The organism is Oceanobacter antarcticus (assembly GCF_044962685.1).
Taxonomy (GTDB): domain Bacteria; phylum Pseudomonadota; class Gammaproteobacteria; order Pseudomonadales; family Oceanobacteraceae; genus Oceanobacter; species Oceanobacter antarcticus.
Map to the genome: position 1 here is coordinate 164,936 of NZ_JBBKTX010000008.1, position 14,175 is coordinate 179,110.

Annotated in this window: 14 protein-coding genes and 1 other RNA gene; 6 read left to right on the top strand and 9 right to left on the bottom strand. The window is 55.0% G+C overall.

What is annotated here, in order from left to right:
- Positions 1-142: 142 nt before the first annotated feature.
- The 4 genes from WG929_RS08485 to WG929_RS08500 all read right to left on the bottom strand — a co-directional run bounded on the left by WG929_RS08485 (position 143) and on the right by WG929_RS08500 (position 4,703).
- Positions 143-1,402 (bottom strand): UbiH/UbiF/VisC/COQ6 family ubiquinone biosynthesis hydroxylase, encoded by a 1,260-nt coding sequence (locus WG929_RS08485; protein WP_416205712.1) that lies wholly within the window; start codon positions 1,400-1,402, stop codon positions 143-145.
- A complete protein-coding gene (gene ubiH, locus WG929_RS08490; RefSeq protein ID WP_416205713.1) occupies positions 1,392-2,684 on the bottom strand; it encodes a 2-octaprenyl-6-methoxyphenyl hydroxylase in 1,293 nt (430 codons plus the stop codon). Before ubiH ends, WG929_RS08485 begins: the two co-directional genes overlap by 11 nt.
- A 114-nt stretch (positions 2,685-2,798) precedes the next feature.
- On the bottom strand, positions 2,799-4,136 hold the full coding sequence (pepP, locus tag WG929_RS08495; protein WP_416205714.1) for a Xaa-Pro aminopeptidase: 1,338 nt from the start codon (positions 4,134-4,136) through the stop codon (positions 2,799-2,801).
- Positions 4,137-4,148: 12 nt separating this feature from the next.
- Positions 4,149-4,703 carry a UPF0149 family protein gene (locus tag WG929_RS08500; RefSeq protein ID WP_416205715.1) on the bottom strand — a complete coding sequence of 185 codons (555 nt, stop codon included), beginning with the start codon at positions 4,701-4,703 and terminating at the stop codon, positions 4,149-4,151.
- A 148-nt stretch (positions 4,704-4,851) separates the two neighbouring features.
- Between WG929_RS08500 and WG929_RS08505 the strand changes: the two genes are divergently transcribed.
- The 4 genes from WG929_RS08505 to WG929_RS08520 all read left to right on the top strand — a co-directional run bounded on the left by WG929_RS08505 (position 4,852) and on the right by WG929_RS08520 (position 6,217).
- The gene (locus tag WG929_RS08505) at positions 4,852-5,067 is read left to right on the top strand and encodes a DUF904 domain-containing protein (RefSeq protein ID WP_369856142.1); all 216 of its coding nucleotides are present in this window, start codon (positions 4,852-4,854) and stop codon (positions 5,065-5,067) included.
- Positions 5,057-5,371, top strand: coding sequence for a cell division protein ZapA (locus tag WG929_RS08510; protein WP_369856143.1), 315 nt, complete (start codon positions 5,057-5,059; stop codon positions 5,369-5,371). The genes WG929_RS08505 and WG929_RS08510 overlap by 11 nt, the downstream gene beginning before the upstream one ends.
- Positions 5,372-5,423: 52 nt before the next feature.
- A non-coding RNA gene (gene ssrS / locus WG929_RS08515) (6S RNA) lies at positions 5,424-5,602 on the top strand.
- Positions 5,603-5,623: 21 nt separating this feature from the next.
- Entirely contained in the window at positions 5,624-6,217 is a 594-nt protein-coding gene (locus tag WG929_RS08520; protein WP_416205716.1) for a 5-formyltetrahydrofolate cyclo-ligase, read from the top strand.
- Here the strand turns inward: WG929_RS08520 and WG929_RS08525 are convergent.
- From WG929_RS08525 to glnA, 3 genes are all read right to left on the bottom strand, one after another.
- Entirely contained in the window at positions 6,207-6,335 is a 129-nt protein-coding gene (locus WG929_RS08525) for a hypothetical protein (protein ID WP_369856145.1), read from the bottom strand. The genes WG929_RS08520 and WG929_RS08525 overlap by 11 nt on opposite strands.
- A 391-nt stretch (positions 6,336-6,726) precedes the next feature.
- Complete coding sequence (locus WG929_RS08530; protein ID WP_416205717.1) at positions 6,727-7,560, bottom strand: alpha/beta fold hydrolase; 834 nt, start codon at positions 7,558-7,560, stop codon at positions 6,727-6,729.
- 263 nt (positions 7,561-7,823) lie between these two features.
- Positions 7,824-9,230 (bottom strand): glutamate--ammonia ligase, encoded by a 1,407-nt coding sequence (gene glnA / locus WG929_RS08535; RefSeq protein WP_416205718.1) that lies wholly within the window; start codon positions 9,228-9,230, stop codon positions 7,824-7,826.
- 381 nt (positions 9,231-9,611) lie between these two features.
- Between glnA and typA the strand changes: the two genes are divergently transcribed.
- Entirely contained in the window at positions 9,612-11,429 is a 1,818-nt protein-coding gene (gene typA, locus WG929_RS08540; protein ID WP_416205719.1) for a translational GTPase TypA, read from the top strand.
- A gap of 96 nt (positions 11,430-11,525) precedes the next feature.
- On the opposite strand, the gene WG929_RS08545 is transcribed toward typA, so the two are convergent.
- Complete coding sequence (locus WG929_RS08545) at positions 11,526-12,437, bottom strand: LysR family transcriptional regulator (RefSeq protein ID WP_416205720.1); 912 nt, start codon at positions 12,435-12,437, stop codon at positions 11,526-11,528.
- A gap of 127 nt (positions 12,438-12,564) precedes the next feature.
- Between WG929_RS08545 and WG929_RS08550 the strand changes: the two genes are divergently transcribed.
- Entirely contained in the window at positions 12,565-13,308 is a 744-nt protein-coding gene (locus WG929_RS08550) for an SDR family NAD(P)-dependent oxidoreductase (RefSeq protein WP_416205721.1), read from the top strand.
- Between the two features lie 131 nt (positions 13,309-13,439).
- Here the strand turns inward: WG929_RS08550 and WG929_RS08555 are convergent, their stop codons facing one another.
- The gene (locus WG929_RS08555) at positions 13,440-14,063 is read right to left on the bottom strand and encodes a TolC family protein (RefSeq protein WP_416205722.1); all 624 of its coding nucleotides are present in this window, start codon (positions 14,061-14,063) and stop codon (positions 13,440-13,442) included.
- Positions 14,064-14,175: the final 112 nt, after the last annotated feature.

Below are 14,175 nucleotides of genomic sequence, written 5' to 3' on the forward strand. Positions count from 1 at the left end.
AGACCTCAATAGGGCGGAGCAAAAAGAACCGGGCATTATATCGGTTCGGGGCACTGGCAGCGAACCATTCCTGCACTCTTCATGCATTGCTGCACCGCCAGTGATACAAGCGACCACCAAACCCGCTTTCACTACAACCCCATCACAGCCCCATCGCCTGCATCATCGCGTGCTGCTTGACCGGTAACAGCCGGTCAAATTGCGTCATACCGCTATTTCTCAGCAACCGGATCAGTGGAGTATCGGCGGCAAACAGGCGCTTGAAGCCTTCCATGGCAGCCATGGTCGCCAGATTATCAAGCTGCCGCCGGCGTTGATAACGGGCCAGAACCTGATCGTGCCCTGGAGAGATACCTCGCGCCACCGCCGCCAGAATTTCTTCAGCCAACACCTCCACGTCCTTGAAACCGAGATTAACCCCCTGACCGGCCAGCGGATGAATGGTGTGAGCGGCATCCCCTGCCAATACCACACCATCCTGCCAGTAACGTCGGGCATGGCGCTGGCGTAAAGGAATCGCGGCGCGTGGTGAACAGGCGGTGATCGCACCCAGACGCTGTTCAAATGCCGCTGACAATGCGGTACAAAAATCCGCATTGTCCAGCGCCATCAAAGTATTGGCTTCGGTGTCGCTGGTCGACCAGACAATCGAGGCCAGCCGGGGATTGGTAGGCATGGGTAATAATGCCAATGGTCCCTGCGGTCGAAAACGTTGCCAGGCCGTCGCCGCCATTGGCCGCTCAGTGGATACAGTCGCCACCAGCGCCTGATGCTGGTAATCCCATTCACTGGTCGGTAGCCCAACCCATTGCCGCACACGGGAGTGGGCACCATCGGCACCCACCACCAGGCTGGCCAGCAAGGTGTCTCCCTGCCCGCCGCTGTCCTGCCCGCTGCCTCGCTCCAGCACCACCGGCGTCAGGCCATCGGCCCGGCGGCTATCGAGGTAACGCACTGGCTGCGTTATCAATGTCACCGCCGGACAGGCAGCCAGTCGCTGCCGCAATCCGGCCAGGGTTTCGCGATTTTCAATAATATGACCGAGGCAGGGCACATGTAGATCGGCGGCATCAAAATTGACCTCTCCGGTGCCTTCCGCATCCCACACCGTCATGTGGGTGTAAGGCTGACGTCGTGCTGGCCGTATCCATTGCCAGGCGCCGATTGCCGTCAGCAAGTGCTGACTGCGCGCCGTCAGGGCACTGACCCGGAGATCAAAGCTGTCCAGCCCGTTGGCGGCCAAATCCGGCAACGCTGGCAGTAATTCTGGTGGCAAGTCAGGCGGTGTCGCCAAAGCGGGATCGACCAGTGCGACCGTCAGCGCCGGGTTACCACTCGCCAGCGCCGCCGCCAGCGACTGACCCACCAGTCCGGCACCAATAATTACAATGTCATAGCGCATCGGCAGACTCCAACCGGGAAAAGGATTGAGCCGAAATTGGCGCAGACGCAAAACGGGGTGCTGGCTGGCCAAGCCCCATGGCATGCAGTGCCAGCAGGCGGCGCGGTGTGGTCAGGCTGGCCAAGGCCATCAGCCCCGCACCACGTCCCAGCGCCGTCAACTTGCCGGGGTGGGCAAACAAGCGCGGCAAGAGATCACTGGCAATAATCGTATTGCCCTGATCACGCTGCTGCTGCTGGGCGTAATCCAGTAATACGGCCAGATCCCCTAACGGTCGCTTCATTGCCCAGCTTTCCAGCAGTCGTGCGGCCAGGGCAGCGGTATCTCTCAGCGCCAGATTAAAGCCCTGCCCTGCTACCGGGTGCAGACTGTGAGCGGCATTACCCAGCAACACCAATCCACGCCGTACCTGTTCGCAACTGCACACCAGTGCCAGCGGGTAACTGAAGCGCTCGCCAATACGTTTTATACGACCACAGCGGTAGCCAATCTGTTGCTGCAACTGCTCAGCAAACAGCGGATCGGGCAAGGCCAGAATGCGTTCACAATCGTCGGGAGGCAGCGTCCAGACCACGGCAAAGTGGCGCTGCTGCAAAGGTAAAAACGCCACCGGGCCATGATCACTGAAACGTTCGTAAGCCCAGTGCAAATGCTCACGATCCATCTCGACCTGAGTCACCAATGCGACACTGTCATACTCTTCACGCTGCTGCCGGATACCCAACTGCTGCGCCAGACCAGAACGACCACCATCGGCCAGCACCAGCAAAGCCGTCGTAATGCTCTCGCCACCAGCCAGCGTCAGCTGACTGCCACCAGAGATCATATCAACCCGCTGGACGTCGGTGTCTGACAACAAGGTTACATTCGGGTAAGCGCCCAGCCCTTGTAGCAGGGCTCGTCCCAGTACGGCGTTTTCAACGATATAGCCCAGCGCTTCGGTGCCCTGCTCACTGGCGTGCAAATGGGTTTGCCCGAAACGGCCGCGATCAGATACCTGAATATGTTGAATCGCACAGGCTCGATCGATCAGCGCCTCCCAGCAACCCATTCGCCGCAGCAACTGACGCGAACCCCAGGCCAGCGCCGTGGCACGGCCATCAAAACTGGGGGGGCGTTCCAGTACATCCTCAGTCCAATGGATCTGCTGGCGATCGATCAGGGCGATACGCATGCCAGTTTGCAAAGCAGGCTGTAGCAGGTGCACCAGACTGGCGCCGGTCATTCCGGCTCCGAGAATCACCAGATCAAAGGCGGTGGAAGATGAGACAGAGTTGGTCATGAATATGGCTCGCTATTCGGCAGGCAGTACTCTGACGGGCAGCCCGCACCAGGGTCAATAGCCCTCCACGATCCGCCACCCACCAGCGTCAGGAAAATACATCGGGCATTGCCCTCAGTCAGTCAATTGACCCTGCATTCCACCCTGCATCAGGGCTTCAATTTCCTCGACTGTTTTGGGCACTCCGGCAGTCAGTACATCACAGCCATCCGGGCGTACCACCACATCGTCTTCAATACGGATACCGATACCGCGCCAGCGCGCCTCGACGGTCTCGTCATCCGGGGCCACATAAAGACCAGGTTCCACCGTCATGACCATGCCGTTTTCCAACAGCCTTGGCGCTCCATCAATCCGGTATTCGCCGACATCGTGCACATCCATTCCCAGCCAGTGGCCGGTCTTGTGCATATAAAAGCGGCGGTATTCACCGGATTCGAGGAGCTCATCCACGTCGCCAGACAACAGGCCGAGTGCCAGCAGTCCTTCGACCAGCACCGTCACGGCCGCATCGTGCGGATCATTCCAATGATTTCCGGCCTTGATCCAGTCAAGCGCCGCATACTGGGCGTCCAGAACCAGGTTATATAACGCCTTTTGCTCAGCGCTAAAGCGGCCGTTCGCCGGAAAGGTACGGGTAATATCCGAGGCGTAATAGTCCAGCTCACAACCGGCGTCGATCAAAATCAGGTCGCCGTCCTGAATCGGTGCATCGTTGCGGGTGTAGTGCAGAATACAGCCGTTTTCACCGCTCCCCACAATGGAGGGATAGGCTGGCCAGCGGCTGCCCGCCGCCATAAAGGTGCGCATCAACTCGGCATCCAGCTGATACTCGAACATGCCCGGCTGCACCATTTGCATGGCTCGACAATGAGCGGCGGCACTGATATCTGCTGCACGCTGCATCAGGACGATTTCGGCCTCCGACTTGATCAGTCGCATTTCGTGCAGGAGATGATCCAACCCGCTAAATTCCCGTGGTGGGTGTGAGCCGTTACGTACCTGGGCTTTGATATGGTTGACCCAGCCCATCAGCTGACGGTCAAAATCCGGGCTGACACCCAGATTGGCGTAAATTTTATCGGTTCCTTCGATCAGCCCCGGCAGGATGTCGTCGATGTCGGTGATCGGGAACGCATCATCCGCACCCAGCACGTCGGGCGCCGCTTCTGGCCCTACCCGTCGTCCGGTCCAGATTTCCTGTTGTTTGATTTTTTCCTGGCAGAAGAGCACGTATTCGCCATGTTCACGGCCCGGAATCAACACCAGCACCGAATGCTCTTCGTCAAAGCCGCTGAGGTAATAAAAATCGCTATCCTGACGAAACAGGTATTCCACATCCCGGTTACGCACATGGACAGGAGCCGATGGAATAATAGCGATGCTGTTATCACTCATTTGCGCCATCAACTGCTGGCGCCGACGAGCGTATTCGGATGCTTCCAGTTTCATACCATCTCCAGATCAGTGCAGGGTTGTCGATGACGAACCTGCAGAACGGTTCATATTGTAAAACACCGTGAGAGCAGCCACGCGAGCGTGCTCAGACAGGTCAAGATACATGCCTTCGTTGCCCGCATCGTCAAGATCGTCAACCTGGGCCTGGGAAAAGGCATCCAGATCACGCAAGACCTCAACGACGTCTTCCGACAACTGCCCGGCCGAACGTTCTGAAGCACCAAAGCCATCCAGAAAGCCCTTGCTCCACTCTGCCAGACATTCCACCTGTTCGGCGACGTCAGCATCTTCATCACTCGGTAATAATGGACTGTAGGCCATTTCTTCAGCACTGATCACTGCAAGCACCCAGTCATAAAATTCTGGCAGCATGTCCGACAGTGGCGGTTCCGGGGCAACTTCCAATTCCAGATAATCCGTCGCTTCTGTCAGCCATTGTTTGTGGGTAAGACGGGAACCACTGGCCAGATAACCACTCAACCAGCCGTGCAAGGCCGATGGGGACTGGTAACAACGGGCTTCCAGCCAGATATCCGCTGTGCTGGCAAAGTCAATTTTCATAACAACCTCTATATAATCAATCTGCCCATTCTAACATTGCCATCGTTCGGGTTTCCCGCTTTACAACGAATTGACAGCCTGATTGACCAGCCACTTGGACGGCTCTTATAGTAGTAGCCCCAGTTTGGCTCTGAACCAGAAGGATGTTATGCCAGCAAACGACTTGCCCAGCCTGCAGCAGCGTATCCTGAAACTGCTCGCTATCCATCAGGAACTGCGTGAAGAAAACCAGCGCATGCGCGCAGAAGAGGTGAACTGGCAGTCTGAACGGGCCAGACTGGTACAGCAGAATGAAGCGGCACGCCGCAAGGTTCATGAAATGATACAAAAATTGCAAGTGCTGGAGCGCAACTGTGGCCAATGACCCCAGGATCCTGAATCTCACCATTCTGGAACGTGAATATCGAATCAACTGCCCAGCGGGTGCCGAGCAGCAGCTGCGTGATGCCGCACGGCTGCTGGATCAAAAGATGGTCGAGATAAAAAATGCCACATCAGCCTCGGGCAAGGTGCCTGGCACTGATCGGATTGCGGTTATCGCGGCGCTGAACATTGCCCATCAGCTGCTCGAAATGCAAAGTGAGCTGGATCAGCAAGCCAGTATTTTCGAAGACCTGAACACCCGTCTCGACAGCGCGCTGAATCTCTCGATCCAGCGCGAACTCTGAGCGTCCTGTCGCAGACTTTTCGCAGAGCCACTGATCTCTGATATACTTCACAAACTCCCTGCTGCATTGGCCAGTCGACAAAGACCTCGAGCCGATGACCACAACCCCGGAGGGTTTCAGTCGCTGTTGTGCGCATGTCCGACTACCGGAAAGCCTTATTCAGCGAATGACCCACCACCTTGAACCATTGGGTTCAAGGGCTTTTTCCGACAGCGGTGCGGCGGGGTTCCTTTCCGGTTTGCTTCGAATTTTATGAACAAGCATCAGCTTCGCAAAGCCATGCGCCAGCAACGGCGTGCCTTGACAGCAAAGCAACAACACCAAGCGGCCTACGGTCTGAAACGCACGCTGTTACAGCCAGGTGCGCTCCTTGCCGCCAAGCGAATAGCGCTGTACCTGGTAAATGATGGAGAAATAAACCCTGAGCAGATCATCAAACAACTGACCCGGATGGGTAAAGCCGTCTACTTGCCCACCCTGCACCCACTGCGCCAGGGGGAACTGGCATTTGTTCGCTACCAGGCCACCACCCGCATGAGCACCAACCGCTTTGGCATTGCCGAACCGGATTTCCGCTACAACACGCACCAACAGGCAAAATTTCTGTCGGTGATTTGCTTGCCCTTGGTCGCTTTTGACCCGCATGGCAATCGCATGGGTATGGGGGGCGGCTTTTACGACCGATCACTAGCCTTTACCCGACACGCAGGCAACAAGCCGCGACTCATTGGTTGCGCCCATGAGTTTCAATGCGTTTCTGCGCTTCCTGCAGAAGTCTGGGATATTCCGTTATCTGCTATTGCTACCGATACCGCGCTGCGAATGTGTCAGCACTCTAGCGAATAGTATGTTCCGATGCCAGAACGGCAGACGGACGCTGATTTTCGTTGATTGTCATGCCGGTAATCGCGGCACCCAAAATAACAACCAATCCTATAAAGACCAGTAAATCTGGTTTCTTCATTGAAAGTGACTCCAGCTAAGCTCTACTCTTTATGCTCGTGTTCTACCTGTACGACAACAGGCAGGTGCGGCTACTTTGTCCGTGTTTCAGCAATATTTCTGCCACTTTAGTCACAAGTAATGACTAAAATATGAATTGGTCTCATCCGCACCAAAATAGTTCAACTGTTTTTAAATATTGCTCCAGGCGATAACAGTTTTATCAGTAAAAACCCGAAAATCGACGCCAGACCCAGACATTGCCCTACTTCGGATCACAGCATAGAGCCGGACTCTGGTGGCCGACAAGCACACATTCAGGTCAATAATTGACTGGCTTCACGGATATTGCCCATTCACAAGGCGCTGCCCCAAAGGCAGGCGACTCCCTGCCCTGTTTTGACACCAAAGCACTACTCCGAAGCCTTGGCAGGCAACACGGCATCCAGACCCGATAACAAGGCACGATAAACTGCCTCCAGCCGCTCTGGAGTTTCATTCACCAGATGATGATGCCCGCCTTCTATCAGCGTCAGCCGCAAGTCGGGAAACAACCGCTGATAAGCCGGTACATTGTAGCCCCAGTCTACCGTTTGATCGGCAGTGCCCTGGATCATGCGTACCGGATAGACTAATGGCTGCTGCCGTTCGATCCAGGCCAGCCAGCGCTTGAGCGCCGTTACCCAGTGCACGCTCAGATGCCGTGATTGCAAAGGATCGCCACTCGCAATAAATTCAGCAAACAGCGGATTATTTCCGCTCAGCGCGAACCGCCGCCGCACCCGGCTAACAAACAAGCGCGCCAGGGCGTGCACCCAGCGGCCACTGCGCCACCCGACCGGCCGCAACAAGGGCGCCAGCAGCCACACTTCCAGCGGCCCGGATTGACCTGCAAGCGGACGTCGCTTGAGCAGATAGCTGGCCAGAATGGCTCCCCCGGTACTCTGCCCGGCAGCCAGCCAGGGCAACGCTGGCAGCTGTTTTTCAGCCTGTTGATAGACATCAAAAAAGACTGCTTCGTACTGGTCAAAATCGTCGATTCTGGCAGGCTCACCGCCAGACAGACCATGACCAGGAAGGTCAAACGCCACCAGGTTCAGACGCTGTTCCCGGCAAAAATCAATCAGGCTGCCATACAGCCCGACATGATCGTAATAACCATGCACCAGAATAAGATTGCCTGCAGCCTCAGGGCACTCCCAATACTGCACCGCAATATCAAAGCCAGCGCTCGTCAGCTTCCCCATACGGTGCTGGCAGACCCCCTTCTCGGCCAGCCGATAATAATGCCGGTACGCGCTCAGCAATGCCTCGGGAGCCGATTGCTGCCAATTTTCGCGCCAGTCAGGCAGGGCATTCCGAAGTGGGTATGAATTCCATAATTCTCTGGTCGTTTTCTCCACGCCTATCTGTCCTCCTGCGTACCCGCTGCAAACAACGATAAAGATAATAAACCACAAAAAAAGGCCGCCGAAGCGACCTTTCTTATTACGAACCGTTAATCCGAAGATTAAACGGAGTAGTACATGTCAAATTCTACCGGGTGAGTCGTATGCTCTACGCGGTAAACATCTTCCATTTTCAGATCGATGTAGGCTTCGATCATATCGTCAGTGAACACGCCACCTTCAGTCAGGAACGCACAGTCAGCTTTCAGGCTGTCCAGAGCTTCACGCAGGCTGCCACACACTTGTGGAATAGCCGCCGCCTCTTCTGCTGGCAGGTCGTACAGATCTTTATCTGCCGCATCCCCAGGGTGGATTTTGTTCTTGATACCATCCAGACCAGCCATCAGCATGGCAGCAAATGCCAGGTATGGGTTCGCTGTAGGATCCGGGAAGCGCGCTTCGATACGCTTGCCTTTTGGCGACGCAACGTAAGGAATACGGATAGAAGCAGAACGGTTACGGGCAGAGTATGCCAGCATGACCGGCGCTTCAAAGCCTGGAATCAGACGCTTGTAGGAGTTGGTAGACGGGTTGGTGAACGCGTTCAGTGCCTTGGCGTGCTTGATGATACCGCCAATATAGTACAGCGCTGTTTCGCTCAATCCTGCATAAACGTCACCGGCAAACTGGTTTTCGCCATCTTTCCAGAAAGACTGGTGCACGTGCATACCAGAGCCGTTGTCACCCACGACCGGCTTCGGCATAAAAGTAGCAGTCTTGCCATAGGCAGCAGCAACGTTGTGGACGATGTACTTCATCATTTGCACTTCGTCAGCTTTCTTAACCAGTGTGTTAAAACGCACACCGATTTCGTTCTGACCAGCGTTAGCCACTTCGTGGTGATGTACTTCAACGTCCAGGCCGATGGCCATCATGGTGTTACACATGGCAGCACGAATGTCGTGGTGGCTGTCGACTGGTGGAACAGGGAAGTAACCACCTTTAACGCGAGGACGGTGACCCAGGTTGCCGCCTTCTGTTACAGAAGCCGTCGCCCATGCACCTTCGTCGGAGTTGATCTTGCAGAAAGAACCCTGCATGTCCTGACCCCAAGTGACGTCGTCGAACATAAAGAATTCAGGCTCTGGACCGAAGAATGCGGTATCACCCAGGCCAGTAGACTTCAGGTATTCTTCAGCGCGCTTGGCAACAGAACGTGGATCACGCTCATAACCCAGCATGGTGCTTGGCTCGATAATGTCACAACGCAGAACCAGCGTTGAATCTTCAGTGAACGGGTCCATGAAAGGAGTCGTATCGTCCGGCATCAGGATCATGTCGGATTCGTTGATACCCTTCCAGCCCGAGATGGATGAACCATCAAACATCTGACCATTTTCGAAGAATTCTTCATCCACATAGCTGGCAGGAATAGTTACATGCTGCTCTTTACCTTTTGAGTCGGTAAAACGCAGATCAACCCACTTAACGTCATTTTCTTTGATCAGATTCAGAGTGTTCTCTGACATTTTCTTATCTCCAGATGCTGGTTCATATCCGATAATGGGGTCCAACCCCGGCTCGCATGCCCGAAAAAAGAGCAATTCGCGTGCCATTTGGAGGCACGTTGGGAAGAGCACAAAATTCAAGGCATTTTCAAACCTTTAATCGTATTTTTTGCACACTTACAGTGCCACTTAGATTTAAATGAACCATATAGGTGCATTTGAATCGGTTTTTCTGACCCCTGCCAGGCTGCGTGCCCAGTATAGGTTCAAGTGCTCTGATTCCGAAATCCACGAGCACGATAATAGCGCTTTTCTTATAATGAAATTGACATGCCGCATCGATCCGAAGTCAGGTATAATCGCCCGCCAATTTTGCACAAACTTTAATCAAGGCTTTTTGTTGTGATCAACAATCTCAGAAACATCGCCATTATTGCTCACGTTGACCACGGTAAAACTACCCTGGTCGATAAACTGCTGGAGCAATCGGGCACCCTGGATCGTAACCAGGGCGGCGAGCGAGTCATGGACTCGAACGACCAGGAAAAAGAACGCGGCATCACCATTCTTGCGAAAAACACTGCGATTCGCTGGAATGACTACCGCATCAATATCGTCGACACACCAGGACACGCCGACTTCGGTGGCGAAGTTGAACGGGTGATGTCCATGGTAGACTCTGTTTGCCTGCTGGTAGATGCGGTTGATGGCCCGATGCCACAAACCCGCTTCGTCACCCAGAAAGCGTTTGAGCGTGGCTTGCGCCCAATCGTGGTAATCAACAAGATCGACCGTCCAGGCGCTCGTCCAGACTGGGTAATGGACGAGATCTTCGATCTGTTCGACCGCCTGGGTGCAACCGACGAGCAGCTCGACTTCCCGGTTATCTATGCTTCTGCCCTGAATGGTATTGCCGGTACCGACCCGGATGATATGGCAGAAGACATGACACCGCTGTTCCAGATGATTGTCGACCATGTTGCGCCACCACCAGTGGATCTTGACGGCCCGTTCCAGATGCAAATCTCGGCACTGGACTACGACAGCTTTGTGGGTGTTATCGGTGTTGGTCGTATCGCTCGTGGCAAGCTCAAGCCAGGCACCGACATTCAGCTGATTGGCTCTGATGGTAAAATTCGCAAAGGCCGCCTGCTGGAAGTCAAAGGTTTCCACGGCTTGAACCGGGTTCCTGTTGAAGAAGCCTCCGCCGGAGACATCGTCTGTGTTTCCGGTATTGAAGGTTTGAACATCTCCGATACCCTGTGTGCCGTCGGTCATGTTGAAGCGCTGCCACCACTGACGGTAGACGAACCAACCGTGAGCATGACCTTCCAGGTTAATGACTCACCATTTGCCGGTAAAGAAGGCAAGTACGTCACCTCCCGCAACATCAAGGATCGTCTCGACAAGGAGCTGATCCACAACGTGGCGCTACGAGTTGAGCCTGGCGACAGCCCAGAAAAATTCAAGGTCTCTGGCCGTGGCGAACTGCACCTCTCGGTACTGATCGAATCCATGCGTCGCGAAGGCTTCGAAATGGGTATCGGCAAGCCAGAAGTTGTACAACGTGAAATCGACGGCGTTCTGCAAGAACCGTACGAACAGGTTGTGATTGACGTTGAAGATGAACACCAGGGTTCCATCATGGAAGAGATGGGCAACCGTCGCGCCGAGATGACCAACATGGTTCCCGATGGCAAAGGCCGTACTCGTCTTGAATTCATCATGCCAGCCCGTGGCCTGATTGGCTTCCGCTCGCAGTTCATGACCATGACCTCCGGTTCCGGCATTCTGACCAACGTCTTTGACCACTACGGTCCAATTCAGACGGGTCTGGGATCTACCCGTCACAACGGCGTACTGGTCTCCATGGTTCCAGGCAAGATTCTGGGCTATGCCCTGTTCACCCTGCAGGAACGTGGTCGTCTGTTCGTATCTCCGGCAACGGAAGTTTACGAAGGCATGATCGTCGGTCTGCACAGCCGTGATAACGACCTGGTGGTTAACCCGACCAAGGCCAAGCAGCTGACCAACGTCCGTGCGTCCGGTACCGATGAAGCTATCAACCTGACCCCGCCAGTGAAACACACACTGGAACAGGCGCTGGAATTCATTGAAGACGATGAACTGGTCGAAGTAACACCTATCAGCATTCGTCTGCGCAAGAAGCTGCTGACTGAAAACGAGCGTAAACGCTCCAAGCCAAAGAAATCTTCCTGATGACTGACGCTTGCATATGCTGTTGATTTAACAGGATATGTTCCACGTGGAAAGCCCGACGAAGCACATTCGCCGGGCTTTTTCTTTTTATGGCGGCTAGCTCAACGCCGTTAGCAGACGCTCTCCCAGATGTTGCCACACCACCTCTACCGCCGGATTTCTTGCACTCTTACCGAGACTTAACCAATGGATCGGTGATGACACCCCTGGTCGCCAGCTCTCCAGTACCTCGACCAATCTGCCCTGCTCCAACTCGGCCCTCACCCAGTTCGGATCGCCCCAGATAATACCAAGCCCGCTACAGGCCATCGCCACCAGCGTGCGACCATCATCGGCAGAGTGGGCCTCCGTTATTTTCAGACTGACTTCTTCCCCTGACGCTGCAAATACCCAGTGATCCAGCACCTGACTGCGGCTGCGAAATAACAGACACTCGTGCTGAGCCAACTCGGCCGGTGTTTGCGGTATACCCTGACGAGCCAAATAATCCGGGCTGGCAAAACACCCCCAGCGCTTGGTACCAACACGTTTGGCCACCATGGACGAGTCTGGCAAATTGCCAATACGTAATGCCAGGTCGGCGCCATCAGCAATCAGGTCAACCACCAGATCAGTCAAACGCAACTCGATCACAATCCCCGGATACTCACATTTAAGACCCACCAGCAAGGGCAGCAGATAGCGCTCGCCAATCAGGGTTGAACTGCTGATCACCACCTTGCCCCGCAACACCAGAGCGGCCTGTTGCGTCACATTGGCCACTTGCTGCATGGCAGCAATCAACGGCTGCGCTGCTTCCAGCAATGCCTGACCTTCTGCCGTCAGATGCAGACGCCGCGTACTCCGTTGCAATAACCTCAGGCCCAGTTGGGTCTCCAGCTGGGCCACCCGTTTGCTGACCGAGGAACGCGGCAAGGCCAGTCGCCGCGCCGCTGCTTGAAAGCTGCCTTGCTCAACCACCGTTAAAAACACATACAAATGAGGGAGGTGCCCATAAAGATCGTTCATAAACATCACCTGAAAAACAGCCAATACGTCGTCAATTAGAAACAGTAAGACGCTCAATATGCCTCTTATCAGAAACAGGAGTCCAGTCCAGACTGGCCGTTATCAGCTCTCACACACGGATTCCAGCATGAAACAGATCTTGATTACCGGCGCTACCTCCGGCATCGGCTATTCCGCCGCCAAGAGTTTTCAGCAACTTGGCCATCAGGTCATCATTACCGGACGTCGTCCGGAAAAGCTTGATCAGGCACTGCATTCCCTCAACACCACACACACCGGCAACCCGGTCCAAGGGCTGATATGCGATCAGGCAGTACCTGCAGACATTGAGCAGCTGTCAGCAACCCTGACCGCACAAGGTACCCATCTGGATGCGCTGATACTCAATGCCGGGATTTTTGAGCCACAGCCGTTCGACGCCATGACTCTGGACGCACTGGAACATACAATGCGCGTCAATTTCACTGGCCCTCTGTTACTGGCCCAGACACTGAGCCAGCGTATGAAGAATCCAGGCAGCATGGTGTTTGTTTCCAGTATTGTTGTCGGCAAGGCCTTTGCCAGCACCATTGCCTATTCCGCCAGCAAAGCCGCATTTGAAGGTGCCATGGGTGCCATGAACGTGGAATTGGCCGACAAGGGTATTCGAGTGAATTGTGTTCGTCCTGGCGTCACCGCAACTGAAATCCAGGCCAAATCCGGCATGGATAACGACGCCATAGCAGGACTGCAACAAGCCATGTCCCAAACCCCCGCCGGACGCATGTTAGAACCCAGAGATATTGTCCCGGCGATTAAATACCTGGCACTGGAAAGCAGCCTGGGAGCACGGAATGCCACAGTGACCATCGATGGTGGCTATTGCCTTTAACGGATTGTGCGTTGAGGGAGTCAATCCTGGCGTGGGTCTCTGACCCTGCGCCAGCGATTGGCTTTCCGCCGCTCAATCAACCCCGAATCCAGGCTGCCCTTACTGCCTCCCCACTGTTTCACTGTAGCCGGTTACTGGGTCACGACGGCGGTAGCAGCCGTTGTTTTTGTTTCTGCTGCCAAGCCGCCCCCTAACACCCGATACAGATTGATGCGGTTGGACAGATCCGTCATCCGCGTTGCAATCAGGGATTGCCGAGCACGGTACAGTGTACGTTGTGATGTCAGGGAATCCTGGAAGCTGTCGACGCCCAGCTTGTAGCGGGCCATGGACAGGTCGTAGCTACGCTGGGCGAAGTTCTCCCAATCGGTTTCAGCATTCAGCTGATTCTGCAGGGTGCCACGACGAGCCAGTACGTCGGCTACTTCGCGAAAGGTGGTTTGTAGGGTGTATTCATAGGTCGCCAGAGACTTCTGCTGCCCGGCTTTGGCGTATTCAACATCGGCGTCGGTGCCACCAGCGGTGAAGATCGGCAGCAACAAACTCGGGGCAATACTCCAGATGGTAGTGGCACCATCGCCGAACAGGTCGGCCAGTGTGGCACGCAGGTCGCGGTTGTTATCCAGTGCCAGCTGAATCACGTTACGCAGGCGCTCATCCTGAATAAAAGTCTGCCACGGAAGATCGGCCACCCGGGTACGTTCAACGGTGCTATTTCCGGCCAGATTGCTGTCACCATAGGCTTCAGGGGACATCTATTTAATCCGGTGCTCACTCTGGGCCACCGGATGGTTTCGAATCACGAAGCCGACTTGCAGGCCTGACGGGTCAAGTCAAACGTCGGCGACACAGAGTCGAGATCATCCG

What these genes read in the sequence shown, in the direction of transcription:
- WG929_RS08485 (WP_416205712.1), bottom strand. Translation starts at nt 1,402, where the DNA reads ATGCGCTATGACATTGTAATTATTGGTGCCGGACTGGTGGGTCAGTCG.
- ubiH (WP_416205713.1), bottom strand. Translation starts at nt 2,684, where the DNA reads ATGACCAACTCTGTCTCATCTTCCACCGCCTTTGATCTGGTGATTCTC.
- pepP (WP_416205714.1), bottom strand. Translation starts at nt 4,136, where the DNA reads ATGAAACTGGAAGCATCCGAATACGCTCGTCGGCGCCAGCAGTTGATG.
- WG929_RS08500 (WP_416205715.1), bottom strand. Translation starts at nt 4,703, where the DNA reads ATGAAAATTGACTTTGCCAGCACAGCGGATATCTGGCTGGAAGCCCGT.
- WG929_RS08505 (WP_369856142.1), top strand. Translation starts at nt 4,852, where the DNA reads ATGCCAGCAAACGACTTGCCCAGCCTGCAGCAGCGTATCCTGAAACTG.
- WG929_RS08520 (WP_416205716.1), top strand. Translation starts at nt 5,624, where the DNA reads ATGAACAAGCATCAGCTTCGCAAAGCCATGCGCCAGCAACGGCGTGCC.
- WG929_RS08525 (WP_369856145.1), bottom strand. Translation starts at nt 6,335, where the DNA reads ATGAAGAAACCAGATTTACTGGTCTTTATAGGATTGGTTGTTATTTTG.
- WG929_RS08530 (WP_416205717.1), bottom strand. Translation starts at nt 7,560, where the DNA reads ATGGGGAAGCTGACGAGCGCTGGCTTTGATATTGCGGTGCAGTATTGG.
- glnA (WP_416205718.1), bottom strand. Translation starts at nt 9,230, where the DNA reads ATGTCAGAGAACACTCTGAATCTGATCAAAGAAAATGACGTTAAGTGG.
- WG929_RS08545 (WP_416205720.1), bottom strand. Translation starts at nt 12,437, where the DNA reads ATGAACGATCTTTATGGGCACCTCCCTCATTTGTATGTGTTTTTAACG.
- WG929_RS08550 (WP_416205721.1), top strand. Translation starts at nt 12,565, where the DNA reads ATGAAACAGATCTTGATTACCGGCGCTACCTCCGGCATCGGCTATTCC.
- WG929_RS08555 (WP_416205722.1), bottom strand. Translation starts at nt 14,063, where the DNA reads ATGTCCCCTGAAGCCTATGGTGACAGCAATCTGGCCGGAAATAGCACC.